The organism is Acidobacteriota bacterium (genome assembly GCA_016716905.1).
In the GTDB taxonomy this organism is placed as follows: domain Bacteria; phylum Acidobacteriota; class Vicinamibacteria; order Vicinamibacterales; family SCN-69-37; genus SYFT01.
On the sequence record JADJUS010000003.1, the window covers coordinates 488,743 to 507,776 of the forward strand.

Annotated in this window: 17 protein-coding genes; 10 read left to right on the forward strand and 7 right to left on the reverse strand. The window is 65.4% G+C overall.

What is annotated here, in order from left to right; genetic code table 11:
* Positions 1-103: 103 nt before the first annotated feature.
* From IPL75_02400 to kdsB, 7 genes are read right to left on the reverse strand one after another with little or no spacing between them, the layout of a single operon-like run.
* The gene (locus tag IPL75_02400) at positions 104-721 is read right to left on the reverse strand and encodes a dephospho-CoA kinase (protein MBK9239119.1); all 618 of its coding nucleotides are present in this window, start codon (positions 719-721) and stop codon (positions 104-106) included.
* Positions 718-1,968, reverse strand: coding sequence for a tetratricopeptide repeat protein (locus IPL75_02405; GenBank protein ID MBK9239120.1), 1,251 nt, complete (start codon positions 1,966-1,968; stop codon positions 718-720). The genes IPL75_02400 and IPL75_02405 overlap by 4 nt, the downstream gene beginning before the upstream one ends.
* An 8-nt stretch (positions 1,969-1,976) precedes the next feature.
* Positions 1,977-2,513: an HAD hydrolase family protein gene (locus IPL75_02410; protein ID MBK9239121.1), complete on the reverse strand. Its 537-nt coding sequence runs from the start codon at positions 2,511-2,513 to the stop codon at positions 1,977-1,979.
* On the reverse strand, positions 2,513-3,514 hold the full coding sequence (locus tag IPL75_02415) for a KpsF/GutQ family sugar-phosphate isomerase (protein ID MBK9239122.1): 1,002 nt from the start codon (positions 3,512-3,514) through the stop codon (positions 2,513-2,515). The genes IPL75_02410 and IPL75_02415 overlap by 1 nt, the downstream gene beginning before the upstream one ends.
* The gene (kdsA, locus tag IPL75_02420) at positions 3,507-4,331 is read right to left on the reverse strand and encodes a 3-deoxy-8-phosphooctulonate synthase (GenBank protein MBK9239123.1); all 825 of its coding nucleotides are present in this window, start codon (positions 4,329-4,331) and stop codon (positions 3,507-3,509) included. Before kdsA ends, IPL75_02415 begins: the two co-directional genes overlap by 8 nt.
* On the reverse strand, positions 4,328-5,998 hold the full coding sequence (locus IPL75_02425; protein MBK9239124.1) for a CTP synthase: 1,671 nt from the start codon (positions 5,996-5,998) through the stop codon (positions 4,328-4,330). Before IPL75_02425 ends, kdsA begins: the two co-directional genes overlap by 4 nt.
* Positions 5,999-6,005: 7 nt before the next feature.
* The gene (gene kdsB / locus IPL75_02430) at positions 6,006-6,773 is read right to left on the reverse strand and encodes a 3-deoxy-manno-octulosonate cytidylyltransferase (protein ID MBK9239125.1); all 768 of its coding nucleotides are present in this window, start codon (positions 6,771-6,773) and stop codon (positions 6,006-6,008) included.
* 86 nt (positions 6,774-6,859) lie between these two features.
* Between kdsB and IPL75_02435 the strand changes: the two genes are divergently transcribed.
* The 10 genes from IPL75_02435 (at position 6,860) to IPL75_02480 (ending at position 19,002) form a co-directional block, all read left to right on the forward strand.
* The gene (locus IPL75_02435; GenBank protein ID MBK9239126.1) at positions 6,860-7,384 is read left to right on the forward strand and encodes a hypothetical protein; all 525 of its coding nucleotides are present in this window, start codon (positions 6,860-6,862) and stop codon (positions 7,382-7,384) included.
* Positions 7,385-7,672: 288 nt separating this feature from the next.
* Complete coding sequence (icd, locus tag IPL75_02440) at positions 7,673-8,890, forward strand: NADP-dependent isocitrate dehydrogenase (protein MBK9239127.1); 1,218 nt, start codon at positions 7,673-7,675, stop codon at positions 8,888-8,890.
* Positions 8,891-9,023: 133 nt separating this feature from the next.
* Positions 9,024-9,965, forward strand: a complete 942-nt coding sequence (gene mdh / locus IPL75_02445; GenBank protein MBK9239128.1) for a malate dehydrogenase — start codon at positions 9,024-9,026, stop codon at positions 9,963-9,965.
* Positions 9,966-10,374: 409 nt separating this feature from the next.
* Positions 10,375-12,207: a serine/threonine protein kinase gene (locus IPL75_02450; GenBank protein ID MBK9239129.1), complete on the forward strand. Its 1,833-nt coding sequence runs from the start codon at positions 10,375-10,377 to the stop codon at positions 12,205-12,207.
* A 17-nt stretch (positions 12,208-12,224) separates the two neighbouring features.
* Positions 12,225-13,757 (forward strand): tetratricopeptide repeat protein, encoded by a 1,533-nt coding sequence (locus IPL75_02455; protein ID MBK9239130.1) that lies wholly within the window; start codon positions 12,225-12,227, stop codon positions 13,755-13,757.
* On the forward strand, positions 13,754-15,829 hold the full coding sequence (locus tag IPL75_02460) for a PEGA domain-containing protein (GenBank protein MBK9239131.1): 2,076 nt from the start codon (positions 13,754-13,756) through the stop codon (positions 15,827-15,829). Before IPL75_02455 ends, IPL75_02460 begins: the two co-directional genes overlap by 4 nt.
* A gap of 355 nt (positions 15,830-16,184) precedes the next feature.
* The gene (locus IPL75_02465) at positions 16,185-16,391 is read left to right on the forward strand and encodes a cold shock domain-containing protein (protein MBK9239132.1); all 207 of its coding nucleotides are present in this window, start codon (positions 16,185-16,187) and stop codon (positions 16,389-16,391) included.
* Positions 16,392-16,496: 105 nt separating this feature from the next.
* Positions 16,497-16,886, forward strand: coding sequence for a hypothetical protein (locus IPL75_02470; GenBank protein ID MBK9239133.1), 390 nt, complete (start codon positions 16,497-16,499; stop codon positions 16,884-16,886).
* A gap of 1,395 nt (positions 16,887-18,281) precedes the next feature.
* Positions 18,282-18,518: a spore coat protein U domain-containing protein gene (locus IPL75_02475; GenBank protein ID MBK9239134.1), complete on the forward strand. Its 237-nt coding sequence runs from the start codon at positions 18,282-18,284 to the stop codon at positions 18,516-18,518.
* Between the two features lie 58 nt (positions 18,519-18,576).
* Complete coding sequence (locus tag IPL75_02480) at positions 18,577-19,002, forward strand: hypothetical protein (GenBank protein ID MBK9239135.1); 426 nt, start codon at positions 18,577-18,579, stop codon at positions 19,000-19,002.
* Positions 19,003-19,034 lie beyond the last annotated feature (32 nt).

The following is a 19,034-nucleotide window of genomic DNA, read 5'->3' on the forward strand; positions in this document are numbered from 1 at the left end:
AGAACCAGGCGTCTTCGAAAACGTAGCGCTGGCTGCTCCGAAAACGTAGCGCGGCCTGAACCTCAAGGCCGCGGAACGCCGAGCGCGTGGGACCCCGCGCTCGTTACGACTGCAGCTTCGCCCAAACCGCCTCGGTGTTCTCGGCGGTTTGCTCGAGCGTCCCGCTCGTATCGATCACATGGTGCGCCTTTGCGACCTTGTCGGCGAGCGGCCCTTGCGCGGCGATGCGGGCGCGGGCGTTGGCTTCGCTCAGGCCGCCGCGCGCCATGAGGCGGGCGAGCTGTTGTTCAGGTTTGCACGCCGCGACCACGACCACATCGAAGTCGGCCTGGTGGCCGGTCTCGAAGAGCAGCGGAATGTCGGCGACGCCGATGGGCGCCTTGAGCGCCGTGAACCATCGCGCGAGGGCCGCATACACGTGCGGGTGGATGATTTTCTCGATGTCCTTGCGCGCCGTCGGGTCCGCGAAGATGACCGCGCCGAGCGCGGCGCGATTCAGCTGGCCGTTGCGTAGCAGCACGGCTGGGCCGAACCGGCGGACCACGGCGGCGAGTCCGGGTGAGCCAACCGCCACCGCATCGCGCGCCAGCTGATCGGCGTCAATGATGGGGGCTCCGAGCCTGGCAAACGTCGCCAGGCACAACGACTTGCCTGTGGCGATGCCGCCGGTGAGCGCAATGCGACGAGCGTGCGAAGACTTCGAGCGCGTTGGTGTTTTCATGGCAAAGGGGCTGGCACGTTGGGACCTGAGGGCATTTCCGACTCGACGTCGCTTGCCGGCGTGATGCGTTCTTCCACAAACGCATCCCACTCATGGCACTGCGGACACTGCCACAACAACTCCGTGCTGCGGTACCGGCAGCGCGTGCAGACGTGGGGGTCGAGGTAAAACACAGACTGACGGGTGATCTCGATGTAGCGGGCCACGAGCGGGCGGGGCAGGTCCAGCGAGGACAGCAGCGCCCAGATCGATTGATGAATGGCCAGCGCGTGGGGGTTGTGCTCGAGCGCGCCAAACAGCGACTCGAGCGCGCGTGTCGGCTGGCCCTGCGATACCAGGTGGCGCGCGAGCGCCGCGCGCGCGCGCCACTCTCGCGGCGCCGCGTCGGTGAGCCGCTCACACAGCGCGATAAACCGATCGGCGCGCCCCTGGCTCACATAGAGCGCCTCCAGGCGCTCGAGCGGCAGGTACGCGCGATCGGGCGAGACGTTGACCGCCGCTTCCCAGATGGCTGCGGCCGCCGCCGCGTCGCCCTGTTTCAGCCGCGCGTCGCCCAGGCTGAGATAGGCCGGCAGCACGGCCGTGTGCAACTCAATGGCTGCTGTGAATCGCCGGATGGCTTCGGGAATGTCGCTCTTGGCGAGCGCCTGCAGGCCCAACTCGTGTTCCAGGAACGCGAGGATGGTCTTTGAACGCGTCTGCACGGCGGGATTCGCGATCGCCGCCAGTCGCTGGCGTGTCGAGTACGCCTCCTGCCACTGGTGCTGTTCTTCCTGCAGCTTCTCAAGGTTGTTGAGCGCCGATTCATTGTCGGGCGCCAGTTTCAGCACCTCGGTGAACGCTTCGGTGGCGCGATCGACAAACCCGCCGCGCCGATAGTCGAGCCCGAGGCAGAGCAGCACGTTCGCATGCTCCATCTGGCTCAGCCGCGGCCGCTGCAACAGGGCCTGATGTTCCTGAATCGCACGCCCCACCTGTCCGCGTTCCCGGTACAGGTTGCCCAGCATCAGCCGCAACTCAAGCGCGCCCGGGTCCAGCTTCGACGCTTCTTCCAGTTCCTCAATCGCCAGGTCCACGCGCCCGGCCACCAGGTAGTTGAGCCCGACGATGAAGTGGGGCGATTGGCGGACGCGCCGCCGATCCACCCACTGGCCCTCCTGAAGTTTGTAGCGCTCCCACGCCTTGCCCACCGCCAGGCCGACCAGCAGCGCGGTAATCACGAGGATGAGCACAAGTCCACTGTCCATGGCAGCGCTCACGTGAGGTGGGAGCGCACGAGGGCGTCCCAGCGGTCCTGGCCGCGCAAAATCAACTCGATGAACTCGCGCACTGCGCCACGGCCACCCGAGGCCCGCATCACCACGTGCACACGTTCGCGTACTTCCTCGCACGCATCCTGGGGCGCCGCCGACAGACCTGCCAGTTTCAAGACGGGCAGGTCCACGAGGTCGTCACCCATGTACGCGATCTGTTCCGCCTGCAGCCCTTCCGTGGCCGCCAGCTTCAGGAACGCCGTGCGCTTGTCGGTTTCGCCCTGGATGACAATCGGAATCTTCAGTTCCTCCGCGCGTTGTGTCGTCGCGTCCGACCCGCGGCCGCTCAGCAACCCAATCCTGAGCCCGGTTCGCTGCGCCCACACGATGGCCGCGCCATCCCGGATGGAAAAGGACTTGTGTTCGTGGCCGGCTCCGGTCACGCCGATCGTGCCGTCGGTCAACACACCGTCCACATCGAACAACAGGAGGCGCAGTTGTTGCGATCGGGCTTTGAGCTGGTCATCGGTCAGGGGCATCACATCATCTGCGTGCGCCAGAGATCGTGCAGGTGCACAACGCCCTCGACGCGAAGCGAATCATCCACGACTACAAGCGCCGTGATCTTCCGCTGTTCCATCAGCCTGATGGCTTCCACAGCAAGCATACCCTTTGTGATGGTGACGGGTTGCCGGGTCATCACGTCGTGCGCCTGCTGGTCGAGCAGGGCCGACCCGGGCGTCATGTGGCGCCGGAGGTCGCCGTCTGTGACGATCCCGAGCAGGTGGCGCTCGGAATCGACCACACAGGTCATCCCCAGGCGCTTGCTGCTCATTTCATGGATGACGAGCGGCATGGGCGCGTCGCCAGGCACCATCGGCACCGCGTCGGCCACGTGCATCAGTGCGTCGACCCGCATCAGTTTCTTGCCCAGCTTGCCGCCCGGATGCCGGTCCGCGAATTCTTCTGCGCGGAAGCCCTTGCGCTGCGACAGCGCCAGCGCCAGCGCATCGCCCAGCGCCAGCGCGGCGGTCGTGCTCGCGGTGGGCGCCAGATTCATGGGGCACGCCTCAGCCGCCACGTGGCAGCTGAGCGCGATGTCGGCGGCTTGTCCCAGCGTGGACTCGAGGTTGCCTGTCAGCGCAATGAGCCGCGCGCCGATGCGCCGGATGGCTTCCACCAGGCGGATGAGTTCCTCGGTCTCGCCACTGTGCGACAGTGCCACCACCACGTCTTCGGCCCGCACCGCGCCCAGATCGCCATGGATGGCTTCTGCCGGATGCAGGAAAAACGACGACGTGCCGGTGCTGGACAGCGTGGCCGCAATCTTGTGCGAAATGATGCCCGACTTGCCCATGCCGGTGACAATGACCCGGCCGGTGCAGGAGAGGAGCAGCGTCACCGCGCTGGGAAACGTGTCGCTGAGCTGGGGGATGAGACCCAGAATGGCGCGGGCCTCGGTGTCGAGCACCTGCACGGCAATCTCGAGCGCGTCTTTCGCGTCTTTCCCGCCTGGCGCGTCTTTCCCGTCGTCACGCATGGGGTTTCACAATCTCGTTGATCTGCACGAGTTTGCGGAGCAACGGCTCGAGCAGGTCGAGCCTCAACGCATTCTGCGCATCACTCTTCGCGCGCGTCGGATCTTCATGGACCTCGAGGAACACGCCATCCACTCCGGCGCCAACGCCGGCGCACGCCATGGGCTCGATGTATTCGGCAAGGCCCGCCGTGACGCCGTCGCCGCCGCCCGGCAACTGCAGGCTGTGGGTGACGTCAAAGATTACCGGTGCGCCCAGGGCGCGCATCATCGGGAACGCGCGCATATCCACCACGAGGTTGTTGTAGCCAAACGTGTAGCCGCGCTCGGTGAGGCAGACACGGCTGTTGCCCGTGGCCGTGACCTTCGCAATGGCGTGGCGCATGTCCAGCGGCGCCATAAACTGGCCCTTCTTGATATTGACCACGCGCCCGGTGTTGGCCGCGGCCGTGATCAGATCGGTCTGTCGCGCCAGGAACGCGGGAATCTGCAGGACGTCGGCCACTTCGGCCACTGGCGCCGCCTGCGCGGCCTCATGGATGTCTGTGAGAATCGGCACGCCGACGGCGGCCTTGACGGCCCGCAGCGCCTCGAGGCCCGCGGTCATGCCTGGCCCGCGGAAAGACGACGCGGATGTGCGGTTGGCTTTGTCGAACGACGCCTTGAACACGTAGGGCATGCCCACGCGCGCGGCGATCGCGGCCACTTCACGCGCGATGTCGATGACGTGTGACGGACTCTCGATCACACACGGCCCGGCGATTAGCACCAGGGCGCGGTGCCCCAGCACCACGTCGGACGTGACGGGCACCAGGTTCATCGGCGGCGGTCACCGATGGCTGTGACGTTGGTGGCGAGTCCCGCCTGTGCCTGCGCGTACCGATACGCGGCTTCCACAAACCCGGCAAACAGCGGATGCGGGCGCAGGGGCTTCGACTTGAATTCGGGGTGGAACTGCACGGCCACGTACCACGGGTGGTTGGGCAGTTCGACAATTTCCACGAACTTGCCGTCGAGCGACCGGCCCACGATGCGCAGGCCCTTGTCGGTCAGCACCTTTTCGTATGCACAGTTGAACTCGTAGCGATGCCGGTGCCGCTCATGGATGATTTCGTCGCCGTAGAGCTTGAACGAAAGAGAGTCGGGCGCGAGCCGGCACGCGTAACTGCCGAGCCGCATCGTGCCGCCCATGTCGTCCACACCCAGCAGGTCGCGGAGTTTGTAGATGACCTTGTGCGCGGTGTCTTCCACCACTTCGGTGGAATCGGCTTCGGCCAGGCCCGCCACGTGCCGGGCAAATTCCACCACGGCCCACTGGAAGCCGTAACAGATGCCGAAGTAGGGCACCTTGCGCGTGCGCGCGAACTCGGCGGCGGCCATCATGCCGCGGCTGCCGCGGTCGCCAAAGCCCGGCGCGACTAAAATCCCCACCGCATCGTCGAGCAGGCGAGCGCCGTCGGGTTGTTCGAGCGCTTCGGCTTCCACGAACTTGAGGGTGACCTTGAGGCGGTGCCGGAAGCCACCGTGGTACAGCGCCTCGTTGATGCTCTTGTACGAGTCTTCGTAGTCGGTGTATTTGCCGACGAAGTGCAGCGTGACCTCGCCTTGCGGCTCGCGGATGCGGTCCACCAACTCCTGCCAGCGGTCCATGCGCGCTTCGGTCTTGGGCAGGTGCAGCCGCTCCAGCACGATGCGGTCCAGTCCTTCGCCTGCCAGGCTCAGGGGCACTTCGTAGATGCTGGACACGTCGCGCGCCGTGATGACGGCTTCCTCGTCCACGTCGCAGAAGAGCGCGATCTTGCCCTTCATGTCGTCTTCAAGGGGCCGGTCTGTGCGGCAGAGCAACACGTCGGGCTGAATACCAATCGAGCGCAGGTCGCGCACGCTGTGCTGCGTGGGCTTGGTCTTCAGCTCGTGCGCCGACGCGATGTACGGGACGAGTGTCAGGTGCACGAACAATGCGTTTTCGCGTCCCACGTCCTGGCGAAACTGGCGGATGGCTTCAAGAAACGGCAGGCTCTCGATGTCGCCGACTGTGCCGCCGATTTCCACGAGCAGGACATCGACGCCGGCTGCAGCCGAGCGGATGGCGTCCTTGATTTCGTTCGTGATGTGCGGGATGACCTGCACGGTGCGGCCCAGATAGTCGCCGCGCCGTTCCTTCTGGATGACCGATGCGTAGATTTTGCCCGTGGTCCAGTTGTTGTTGCGCGTGGCCACCATGTTGGTGAACCGCTCGTAGTGGCCCAAATCCAGGTCCGTCTCCGCACCGTCGTCGGTCACGTAGACCTCGCCGTGCTGGAACGGGCTCATGGTGCCGGGATCCACATTGATGTAGGGGTCGAACTTCTGGAGGGCGACTTTGTAGCCGTGGCCCTCGAGCAGGCACCCGATGGAGGCGGCCGCGAGTCCTTTGCCAAGCGACGAGACGACGCCGCCGGTGACGAAGATGTACTTGACCGGGCGATCGGGATGAGAGTGAGACATGACAAGTTCACGCATGGGAGGGCTCCATCAACTGCCGTACGCGGGCGAGATCGTCCGGGGTATCGACCGACGGTGACGTAGTAAGGGTTTCAACGGTGCGGATGTGGATGCCGTGTTCGAGGGCACGCAGCTGTTCCAGGCCTTCCGCCATTTCGAGCGGCGTGGGCTGCAACTGCGCGAGCCGTCGCAGCGTCTCGCGCCGGTAGACGTACAGGCCGAGATGACGCCAGGCCTGCGGCGCCGGGTGGCCCGTACGTACGTAGGGGACGCCGGCGCGTGTGAAGTACAACGCGTCGCCGTACAGGTCCACGACCACCTTCACGACGCTGGGGTTTTCGAAGTCGGCGTCGGCCAGGGGGGTGCGCAGTGTGCTCATCTCGACCGACGGGTCGTCGAGGCACGCGGCCACGGCCGCGTCGATGGACGCTGGGGCGAGCATCGGTTCGTCGCCTTGCACGTTCACCACCAGGTCACACGTCAGATGTTCGGCCACTTCAGCGAGGCGATCGGTGCCCGACGGATGATCGGCGCGTGTCATCACGGCGGTGCCGCCAAACGCGTGTACGGCGTCGGCGATGCGCGAATCATCGGTGGCCACGAGCACGTCCGACACGTGTCGTGCCGATGCGGCGCGCCGGTACACGTGCTCGATCATCGGGTGACCGGCAATCAGGGCGAGAGGTTTTCCAGGGAGACGGGTGGCGTGATATCTGGCCGGGATAATGGCAACGACCCGGCCCCGCGCAGCAAGCCCAGCGGGGAAGACTACTGGCACGAGGAATCTTAGCACACGTCTTTTTCAGCCGGTACGTAGCTCGGGCTGGTTCTCAAGCCCGAGTCTCGCGTGTTACGATCATCGGCGTGATGCATCGCCTCACGTCGGCGTTCGTTCTTGGCGGCGCCGTGTTGCTGACGTCGTATATCAACGCGCCGGCTGCGCCCACGCCGGCGCCTGTGCCGGTGTCGTCTGCCGAGATGGCGACGATCGAGGCAATGAAGCCGCTTGTTGAAGAGCTCGAGCAGCAAACCGAGCGACTCAGGTCGCGGCTGACGCCGACGCCGGCCGAACCGGTGGCGCGCCGCAATCCATTTGGTTTTGGGAATCGCCCGCGTCCCGCGTCGACAACACCAAACGCCCCGGCCGATTCCGAGCCTGCGCTGGAGATCGCATCAGCGCCGGCGATCGCCTGGCCCACACTGGTCGCTCTCCTGACCGCTCAAGGTGAAGCCTCGACGCTGTCAGCCGTGTTGGCTCTGGGCGACGCCGTGGAAATCCTCACCACCGGCGCCATCGTCGGCGGCTTCCAGGTCCGCGAAATCACGGCCACTTCCGTCGAACTCGTGCACGTCGCCTCGTCCTCGACCACGCGTCTCACACTGCGCTAAGCAAAACGACCTCTGAGGTAATTACCGTCGGCCACTCATCGGTAATTACCTCAGAGGTCGTTTTGATCCGCAGAGGTCGTTTTGATCGCCCGATCATTTATAATGATGTGTTGTCTGCGCACGTGAGGCGCACCACCGTGGTGCAAATCGCTGCGACGGCAGCAAACACAAAGGGATTCACACATCAGGGGAGACTTTTCCACAAAGTTTTCAACAGATCCTGTGAAGATCCCGTAACGTTTCCTCCACCGTGGGAGGGACGTGACCTAAAACACCGGAAAGGTCCGCATGAGCCCCGCCGCAATTACCCGCACGAACGACACGCTCCACGTTCCCGACAATCCCATCATTCCTTTTATTGAAGGTGACGGCACCGGCCCCGACATCTGGCGCGCCAGTGTGCGCGTATTTGATGCCGCAGTCGCCAAAGCGTACGGCGGCACGCGTGCCATCTCGTGGCAGGAAGTGTTGGCCGGCGAAAAAGCATTTCAGCAAACGGGTAGCTGGTTGCCCGAAGCCACCCTCGCGGCCTTCCGTCAATATCTTGTGGGCATCAAGGGACCGCTCACGACGCCCGTCGGCGGCGGCATCCGTTCGTTGAACGTCGCGCTCCGGCAGGAACTCGATCTTTATGTGTGCCTGCGGCCCGTGCGCTACTTCCGCGGCATGGAAACGCCCGTGAAACGTCCCGACCTGGTGGACATGGTGATCTTCCGCGAAAACACCGAAGACATTTACGCCGGCATCGAGTTTGAACAGGGGAGCGACGACGCGAAGAAGTTCGGGACGATGCTGGCGGATACTTTCCCCAAGCTCGCGAAGAAAGTCAGGTTCCCCGAGAGTTCGGCGTATGGCATCAAGCCCGTGTCGCGCGAAGGCAGCGAGCGGCTCATCCGCGCCGCGCTCAAGTACGCCATCGCCAACAAGCGCAAGAGCCTCACGCTGGTGCACAAGGGCAACATCATGAAGTTCACCGAAGGGGGTTTTCGCGACTGGGGCTACGACCTCGCGAAGCGCGAATTTGGCGGCGTCGAGATCGACGGCGGGCCCTGGTGCAAACTCCCAGATGGCCTGATCGTCAAGGATGTGATTGCGGATGCGTTCCTGCAGCAGATCCTGACGCGGCCGGCCGAGTACGACGTGATTGCCACGCTGAACCTGAACGGCGACTACATTTCCGATGCGCTCGCGGCGCAGGTGGGCGGCATCGGCATCGCGCCGGGCGGCAACATCAACTACATGACCGGGCACGCCGTGTTTGAAGCCACGCACGGCACGGCGCCCAAGTATGCCAACCTCGACAAGGTCAACCCCGGGTCCGTCATCCTCTCGGGCGACTTGATGTTCCGGTACATGGGCTGGACCGAGGCGGCCGACCTGATGGTCAACGCGCTCGAAAAGACCATCGACGACAAACAGGTCACGTACGACCTGGCGCGCATGATTCCGGGGGCGACCGAACTCAAGACGTCGGAATTCGCCACCGCGATGATCGAACGGCTGTAGACGGAAGTTCCGCGGCCTTGAGACCCAGGCCGCGCTACGAGGAGCGTGACGGTATTTCGTAGCGCGGCCTGGGTCTCAAGGCCGCGGGTTTTAGCGCCTCGTGTAAGTTTTCTTTTTTTGTGGAGCAGTAATCATGAATCGCAAAGTCACGGTAGTTGGTGGAGCAGGGAACGTGGGCGCGACGGTGGCGCGGGCTATTGCCGTCAAGGAACTGGCCGATGTGGTCATCGTGGACATTGCGGCCGAAAAGGCGGCGGGCATTGCGCTCGACATCTACGAGGCCTGCCCGATTGACGGGTCAGACACCCGGCTCGTCGGGACGTCGGACTATGCCGCCAGCGCCGGGTCGGACGTGGTGGTGATCACGTCGGGCGTGCCGCGTAAGCCGGGCATGAGCCGCGACGACCTCCTGAACGTGAACTACAAGATCATGCAGTCGGTGGTGGAGCAGGTGGTGAAGTACTCGCCCAACTGCATCATCGTGCCGGTGGCCAACCCGCTGGATGCCATGTGCCAGGCCGTGTACCGGCTGAGCGGTTTCCCGCGCGAACGCGTGGTGGGCATGGCCGGCGTGCTCGACTCGGCGCGGATGCGCACGTTCATCGCCATGGAACTCAACGTGTCGGTGGAAAACATCCACGCGTTTGTGCTGGGTGGCCACGGCGACACCATGGTGCCCCTGCCGAGGTTCTCGACGGTGGCCGGCATTCCGCTGACGGAACTTGTGGCGATGGGCCGCCTCTCGCAGGCCAAACTCGACGAGATCTGCACGCGCACGGCGAACGGCGGCGCAGAAATCACGAAACTCGTGGGCACGAGCGCCTGGTACGCGCCCGGCGCCGCGGCCGCCGAAATGGTGGAGGCGATTCTCAAGGACAAGAAGTCCATCCTCCCGTGTTCGGTCTACCTGCAGGGTGAGTACGGCGTGACGGACCTCTTTGTGGGCGTGCCGGTGAAACTGGGCCGCGGCGGCGCGGAAGAGATCATCGAAATCCGCCTGACGCCCGACGAACAGGCCGCGTTCAACAAGTCCGCCGCGTCGGTCAAAGAACTGACGACTGTAATCGGCGTGTAACGCCTCGGCCCCACAAGGGCAGGGCATTCACCATGAAGCTCCATGAAGATCCATGAAGCTCGGTGAAACACGTCACGCTGTCAGCAGGTGACCGGGGATGGGCGCCGCCTCCGGCGGCGGCGAGAGTGGAGGAAGTCCCAGAACGAAAGGCAGATATAAGGACCTCTGAGGTCGATTCGCGGGCTGGAGTTCGAAACGACCTCAGAGGTCTTTAGGCTGCTTTTCGTTCTGTGACTTCCTCCACTCCCGCTGGCCCGGCGTCAGCCGGGCACCCATCCCCGGTCACCCTTCATGGAACTTCATGCCCTTCATGGTGAATCGCATTAAGATTCCCGCGGAACTTTGTTTCCCTCGGCTCGTATCGGACTCACTTTTTGGCTACAATTAGCCGGTTCGCACGAGCAGCACTGTGACAGCCATACCGGAAAAGATCGGCCGCTACACCATCCTGGGCATGGTCGGCAAAGGCGGCATGGGCGTGCTTTACCGCGCCCATGACGACGTGCTGGAGCGCGATGTTGCGCTCAAGATGATGCTCGTCGACTTCTCGCACGACACCGCCGCCCGCGAGCGGTTCCTGCGCGAGGCCCGCGCCGTCGCGCGTCTGGCCCACCGCAACGTCGTCACCATCCACGAGCTGGGCGAGGTGGACGGCACCCCCTACATCGTCATGGAATTCCTGGGCGGGCGCGACCTCGACGCCTTGATGAAGGCCGACGTGCAGCTGAGCCTGGTGCAGAAGCTCGAGATCGCCTCGCAGGTGTGCGAAGGCCTGGCGTATGCGCACGAGCAGGGCATCGTGCATCGCGACATCAAGCCCGGCAACGTGCGCGTGCTCGATGACGGCACCGTCAAGATCCTGGACTTCGGCATCGCGAAATTTGCCATGTCGTCGGTGACGCAGACCGGCACCGTGATGGGCACGCCCAGTTACATGGCGCCCGAACAAATCATGGGGCAGCCGATCGACGGCCGGTCGGATCTGTTTTCCGCCGGTGTGCTGCTCTATGAATTGCTGAGCGGCACCAAGCCGTTCCAGGGCGACAGTCCCACGGCCGTGGTCTACCAGATCATGAACGGCGAGCCGGTGCCCCTGCAGAACGCCATTCCGGACCTGCCCGAACCCATCAACGACATCGTCACGCACGCGCTGCGCAAGAATCCCGAGGAGCGCTACGGCAAAGCCAAGCAGATGGCCGCCGACCTCCAGACCGTGCGCGCCATGCTCGATCCACAGTTGCACACCGGCAAGACGCCTGTGCTGGGGATGCCGCCGGCTGACGGCACGGGGATGATGACCGTTCCCCTGTACGCGAAGACCCAAAGCATGCGCGCCGGGGGCCCGGCCACTGGCACCGCGAAAGTTGCCGAGCCGCCGGTGGCGGTGGTGGTGCCGCCGCGCGAAGAGGCGGGCAAGGGCCCGGTGGTCTGGATCGCGGGTGGCTTGGTCGCGATTGCACTGGCCGTGGGTGGGTATTTCTTCTTTGTCAGGCCTGATCCCGGCGCCACTCCGGGCGGAGCCGCCACCTCCGCCGATGGCGCTGCCGGAACAACTGGTGCGGGGGCGGGAGCCGCAGGTGCAGGTGCCGGCGCCGCGCTCGGCAAAGACGAACTGCTCGTGGTGTCCACGCCCAATGGCGCAAGCATCACCATCAACGGCGCGGATACGGGCAAAGTCACGCCGGCCGCCATCCCCTTGGCGAGCGTGCCCGCGGGCAGCACCGTCGAGCTGTCGCTCAAGGGGTTCAAGCCGATCTCCACGAAGATCACGGACGCCGATTTGAAGGCGGGCAACAAGGACGTCAAGTTCGCGGCCGAAGCCCGGCCGGTGCGGCTCATCGTCACCGGGGCGTATCCCTTCGAGTTGGTGCAGGGGTCGCGGGTGATTTCGCCCTCAGCCGCGCGTCATGAAGTGACGGTGCAGCCCGGCGCGGGCGTCACGGCGCGCAGCAGGGAAATGTTGCTGAGCCAGGCGCTCTCGATCAGCTTCGATCGCGCGCAGGCTGAAGTGACGCTGCCGGCCCCCGGCGTGCTCGCGGTGTTTTCCGCGGTGGAAACCTGCACGGTCAGCGTGGATGGCAACGATCTCGGCTTCCCGCCCATCCCGAGCAAATCGGTGGCCTCTGGCGGCCACACCGTGACGCTGACGTGCCCGGATGGTAAAGGTGAGTCGCGTAAAGTCACCGTCGTGCCGGGCGAGCGGCTTGCGGTGACGTTCGCCCCACCCAAGGAGAGCTATTGAGGATGCGTCGAGGGGTGATGATTCTCGCGTGGGCCACTGCGCTGAGCACAATAACCCTGGCCCAGTCGGCTGGAGAGGAAGTAGCGCGGCGGCAGCTTGAGAGTGGGCGCGCGTTTGCCAAGCAAGGTAACTACACCGAAGCGCTCAAGGACTTCCGCGCGGTCGCCGACACACATCCCAACAGTTCCGTCGCCGACAACGCGCTGCTCGAGATCGCGCGGTACTACATCGACGTCGCGGGCGACACCAAAGAGGCCGCAGCAGCGGTGGACGCCATCGTCAAGAAATACGCGACGTCCGACTCCGCGCCGGACGCCTACCTGCTGGCAGGGCGCCTTGCGCTTGCGCGCAGCCATCAGTCCGCCGACCTTGATTCCGCCCTCGCGAATTTTGAACGTGTCTTCCGGTTATTCCCCTCGTCGGGCGCTGTTCCGCGTTCACTCACACTCGTCGGCGAGACGATGTGGTACGCGCGCCGGTATGACGATGCGCGCGCGAACCTCAGCAGGACCATTGCGGAGTTCCCGACCGACGCCACCGCGGCTGAAGCCTACCTGACACTGGGCAAGGTGCTGCTCGCACTGGGAGAACCCGTGCTGGCCATGGAAGAGATGCAGCAGGTGCGCAATCGCTGGCCCAACACGCCGGCGGCCGCCACTGCGCTTGCGCGCACCTCAACGCTGCATCGTCTCTACATTCGCGCGAAGGGTGGGCCGGCCTGGGCGCTGAGCGCCGACACCATTGGTCCCGTGAAGTTGCAGAACGTGGTCGGGTTGGCCTGGTCGGGCAAGGACGCGTTATTTTCAGCCGCGGAAACCGGCCTGTCCGTGCTCACGTCCGGTGCCACCGAACGGCCGCAGGCCGTGGTGAGGCCGCGGGGCATCACGGTGGATCTGGCGGGGCAGGTGGTGGCGTTCGACGCAGGCGCACTCCGCCCGCCCACGGGCGCGCCACTGACGCTTGCCGTGCCCCAGTCGGGTGGTACGCCGAAGGCCCTGTCCAATCTCCAGGCGGCCACACAGGTGAGCAACGGCGATTGGCTCGTGGCTGACAGCAACGATCGCGTGTTGCAGCGCTTCTCAAGCACCGGCACCCACGTAGGGACGTTTGGCGCGGGCCGCATCACGCGGCTGGCGTCCACGGAAACCGACCTCGTGGCAGGGCTCGACAAAGACGCCAAGTCGGTGGTGGTCTTCGATGGGGCGGGGACGCTGACCGCGCGCATTCCCCTGAAGACCCCGGGCTACGATCTTGAGGAAGCCGAAGACCTGACGTTTGATGCGTTCGGGCATCTGTATGTGCTGAGCCGCACGTCCATTGCCGTGTTCTCGCCGTATCCCGCCGCGCCCGCTGCGACCGCAGCGGCGGCCCCAGCTGCGGCTGCGGCTCCGGCCGCGGCCCGCGCGGGCGCCTATCGCTTGCTCACCGTGTTTGCGCCGCCGCAGAACGACCCCGCGGGATTCCGCCGCGCCACATCATTCGTCGTGGACCCGTCGGGCACGATCTACCTGTATGACGACCGCGCTGAACGCGTGATGGTGTATCGATGAAACGCGTCCGAGCCATCGCCATCCTTCTGGTCTGCCTCGTGGCCGCTACGAGTGCCGCCATCCAGGAAGCCACGCCCGAACAGTTGTTCGAGCAGGGCAAGAAGCAGTTCGACGCCTTCCAGTATGACCAGGCGGTGCCGCTGTTCGACAAGCTCATCGCGGCGTTGACGGCGGGTGGGCCCGGTGTGCCGGTGCAGAAGCCGGAGTTGCTCATCCAGGCCTACGAACACCGCGCGCGGGCGCGGTTCGCGCTGGGCGACTCTGCGGGCGCCGATCAGGACTTCGCTGAACTACTCGGGCTCAAGCCAGACTTTGCGCTCGCCGCCGGCGTGTCGCCGCGCTTGATCAAGGTGCTCGACAACGTGCGCCGCGTCACCATCGGCCGCCTGAGCGTGCAGGTGACGCCGCCCGGCCCGGTCACCATCGACGGCAAGGTGTATCAGGTCACCGCCGAGCCACTGGTGTTTGACATCAAGGCGGGCGAGCACACCGTAAACGCCACGCGTCCCAACTACACACCGTTTGAGCAGAAGGTCACCGTGATCGCCACGGAAGTGGCGACCATGGCCATTACGCTCGAGCGCGTGGCGGCCACCATCACCGTGGTCACGATGCCCGACGACGTCGAGGTGTTTATCGATGATGTGTCGAAGGGCCGCACCACAAAGGGCGCCGCAGAAGGTGTATCGGCGCCGTTGCCCATCACCGGCATCTCGCTGGGCGACCATCGTCTGAAGCTGAAGCGCGCGTGTTTTGTCGATTTCGACATGCCGTTCACCCTGGTATCCGACGACATCCAGCCCGAGCCCGTGCAGTTGACGCCGGCGGTGGCCAAGGTGGTGATCGAAAGCACCGACCGTGAAGCCACTGTGGTGGTGGACGGCGAGCCCCGCGGGCCTGTGGGCAGCGATGTCACGGTGTGCGCCGGCACCCATCTGATTGAGGTGCGCGGCGCGCGCGGACGTTTTGTGGACCGCCGTGAATGGAAGACTGGCGACACGGCCACGCTGACCGCCACGTTGCGGAGCGCGGTGCCATTCATCTCCATGCAGGCTGGCGCCGGTTCTACGCCCGAGCAGTTGCGCGGCACGCTGGAACGGATGCTGGCGCCGGCCAATCGCGTCATGTTCTTCACGCCCGACGCCGCGGAGCTTGACGCCGCGATGAAGCAGGAAAACATTCCGGCCGACTGGCTCGGTCCGATGCTCGGCCAGCCTGGCGCACGCCTCCCGCGCGAAGCCGTGCGCGACATGGCCCGGCGCCTTTCGACGCGTCTGGGCGTGCAGGGCCTGTCGGCGGCTGTGGTGGGGGCTGACGCCTACACCGTGTCGCTTCTGTTCCTGGCGGCCGGCAGCGGTGAGCCCGATCTGCTCACGCTGAGCCTCACCGACTCGGCGTCGCAGGGCCGTGTGCTCGAGCGCCTCAACGCCGCGCTGCCCACGCTCGTGCGTCTTTCCGTGAATGCCGCGTTCATCGACGTGGCCGGCACACCCGGCGCCGTTGTCGCGCGCGCCGGCGAGGGAGCGGGCCTGGCGCCCGGCGACATCATCACCTCCGCGGTGGGCAAGCCCGTCGCCTCTGTGGCCGACTTCCAGGCCGCGCTTGCCGCGCAGCCGCTGACCGCCCAGTCCATCGCGCTCGAGGTGAAGGGCGCCGGGGGCGTGGTCAGGAAAGTGCCCGCGCCCGTGACGCTGGGCGTGGATACGCTGGGCGTGCGCGACCCCGCGCTCCTGGCCAATCGCGCGCTGCTGGACCTGCAGGACGCCGTGCGTTCGCCGGTGGTGGGCGTGCAAAGCATGGCCGCGTCAATCAACCTCGCCCTGGTGCACATGCGCCTGGGCAACTGGGACGACGCGTTGGCGGCCATCAAGGATGTGCAGTTGCTGGACGGCCCGGGCGTCTCGGCCGGCACGGTGGCCTATCTCAATGGCCTGGCGTACGAGGCGCTGGGCCGCGCGCCCGACGCCACGGCGGCCTTCACGAAAGCGGCCGCCTCTCCCCAGGCACGCCTCTGGTATGAAGGCCCCCTCGTGGCCCCCCTCGCGCGCACGAAACTCCAGAATCGCCGGTAAATCCGTCGAATACCGCGAGATCAGGTTCCCCCATGAAGTTCCATGAAGCTCCATGAAGGCGTGGGGTTGGGGGGCCCGGCTACGCCGGGGCCGCGCGATCGGAGGGACGGCACAAACGAACACACCGCGCACACCCGTTCGGTGTGTTCATTTGTGCCGTCCCTCCGATCGCGCGTGCCGCCGAAGGCGGCCCCCCAACCCCACGCTTTCTGACAGCGGTCACCAAACCTTCATGGATTTTCATGTCCTTCATGGTGAAAAGAGATAAGAAGGACCTGTGCGATTAGAGACAACGAATCCCGGAATATGCGGCTATGCTGGAAGTCTACGTACGACGAGTAACGGGAGTGATGACATGGCGACAGTAGTTACAGGCACGATCAAGCGGTTGGTAAGCGACAAGGGTTTCGGATTTGTAGTGGGTCCGGACGGCAACGAGTACTTCTTCCACCAGTCCGCGTGCGACGGTCAGTTTGACCAGCTGCGCGAAGGACAGTCGGTGACGTTCTCGATGGGACAGGGCCCCAAGGGACCGCGCGCGGAAAACGTTCGCGTCTCCTAACACACGCGCTTGATCGAGGATCGCCCGGGCATGGGCCCGGGCGGACTCGACCCCCCCAACAGCCGGAGGGTGTAGTATCGAGAGCGGGAGAGGTGAAGGAGCCTCATGCGCACTCGGGTCGTTTCGGCGGTGTTGGTTCTGGTTTTTGTCAGCGTTCACATCGCGTCTGCGCAGACCTTCGCGCTGGACCGCCCCCCTTCCAACGAGTCTCCGTTTACAAAACTCAGGTTCGACCTTCCGGTGGAACCGGTGCCCGTCGTGCAGACGCAGACGCCGGCTCCCCGCCAGATGGCGTTTGAGTACAGCGACGCGTACCGGACGCGCGCAAAGATTCACAAGTATGCGAGTGTGGCAACGCTCCCGCTCTTCGCCCTCGAGGGCGTGGTGGGGCAGTCGTTGTACAACAACCCGACTGACGGAAAGAAGAGCGCGCACCTTGCCATTGCCACCACGATGGGGGCGCTGTTTGCCGTCAACAGTGTCACGGGCAGCTGACACGCGACTACTACCGGAGTCCGGGGCTGCTGCGGCCCGGACTGCATCAGTTCAGGTATAGCGCGGGCGCGCCGCTGCTGGCGGTGGACGGACTGCGCTGGAAGTATGGCGGGTTTGTCGCTCTGGCCGAACATCGCGTGGGCGTGTCGGAAGGCGTGACGCTTGGCGTGAGCGGCGGTTATTCACGGGAGTCGGGATTTGGCGGCGCAGCGGTGGCAGCCCGCCTGCCGATTGGCGAGCTCGAGATCGACGTGCGCGGCAGCAAGGCGCGAGGGGAGTCGGGCGCAGCGGCGTCGGCGCTGTATCTGGTGCGCGGCCGCTGGTTGTCTCTGCAGGGCGCCGCCCGGGTGTTTTCGCCGCAGTACGAAGAGGCGCGTCCCAGGGACCCGCTGGTGGACCCGCGGGCGGATGCCGCCGCGTCACTCAATGTGCTGCTGTTCCGCGGCCTCAGCGTGGGCGCCCAGTACCGCTGGTGGCAGAACATCGAGGAGACGCGGGCCGAGGTGGGATCGAGCATCAACCTCAGCCTGCCGAAGAACGTGAGCCTGAGCGTGATGGCCACCCAGGTGATGTCCGGCACGCGCCCCGTCACGGCCGTGGCCACACTGACGGTGCCGCTGGGCCAGCGGTCGTCGGCCAGCGCCACCCAGCAATCCTCGGCAGGCAGACCCGATAGCCGCGTGGCGCTGCAGCGAAGCCTGCCCCTGGGGCCGGGGCTGGGGTACCAGATGGACTGGCAGCACGGGAACGAGCAGAAGGGCACCGCCGTGATCCAGTACCAGAATCGCTGGGCCAGAGTTGAGACACGCGCAGAAGGCTGGCGCGAACACACGACCAGTTCGATCAACGTCAGTGGAGCCGTGGCCGCGTTGCGGCAGGGCCTGTTCCTGACGCGTCCGATCACGGACGCGTTTGCGCTGGTGCAGGTGCCCGGCGCACGCGGCGTCAGCACGTATCTCAGCAACCAGTTTGTCGGAAAGACCAATCGCCGCGGTGAAATTGTGGTGCCCAGTCTGGGCAGCTATCAGGCCAATCGCGTCAGTATCAACGACGGAGACCTTCCGCTGTTTGTGGAAGCCGATCGCGTGGACTTCCTGATCGCGCCAGGCCTCCGCGGTGGTGGCGTGGTGTCGGTCGGCGTGCGCCAGGCCAACGAGTCGTTGTCGGATGTCCTCAAACAGCTCGACCGCTACGAGATGGGTGATCCCGGTGTGGCGCCACCTGATGCACCGCCTGCCGGCCGTACGGCTGCCCCCTGGTCAGGGCTCGTGGCCACCATGTCGTGGCCAACCCAGGGGGCCTTCTCAGTTGGATTGCGAGCGGCGTGCAGTTGGCTCACCGGTATCTGCAGTGGCAGGTTGAGACCTGCCTGGGGCAATCAGTGGAGGTGGTGTCATGCAACGCAATCGGGCGCTGACCACTACTCTCGTCCTGGCGATTTGGGTCCTGATGTGGCCTTCTGCGCCGGTGGAGGCTCAGGCTGTCAGCTGCTCAATTGGCACCTCTCGGTACTCGGCCACCTCGGTGGCGAACACGAATGTGAATGTCACCATCTACGGCCGCATTCCGGCACGACAAGATGCAGCCGTGGGCGCCTATACGGACACGATCACGGTGACCATCACGTTCTGACACGCAGGCCGCCCGCGCCGTGCGATAATGGCCGCCGACCCATCCAAAGGAGCGTGCCATGAACGTCGCCGAACTGTCGGATCTCTATCAGAAGGCGTTGAAGGTCAAAGACGCGGCCATCCGCGGCACGTTGTCGCAGGCGCTTGCCGAGGCCACCGTGGTGAAGTCGTCGCTCGCATCGGCCAGTGCCGGGGCGCAGGGGAAGCAGTCGGCGCTGGGCGCCGCGCTCGCCACACGCGCCATCGCCGAAGTGGATGCGGCGCAGAAGGCCGCCGGTACGCTGCTCGCCGGCACTGTGAAGGGCGCGGCGGCGTCCAACGCGGCCACCGCGATTGCGGCCGAGACCATTGCGGCCGAAGCCATCGCGGCTGAAGCGATGGCCAGCGAGCCGATGGTGGCCGAGCCCATGGCCGCCGAACCCATCGCAGCCGAGCCCTTTGTGGCCGAACCCATTTCGATTGGCGTGAAACCGGGCCGGGGGTGAACGCCGCGCCCGACGCTGCGGCCCAGCTGCGG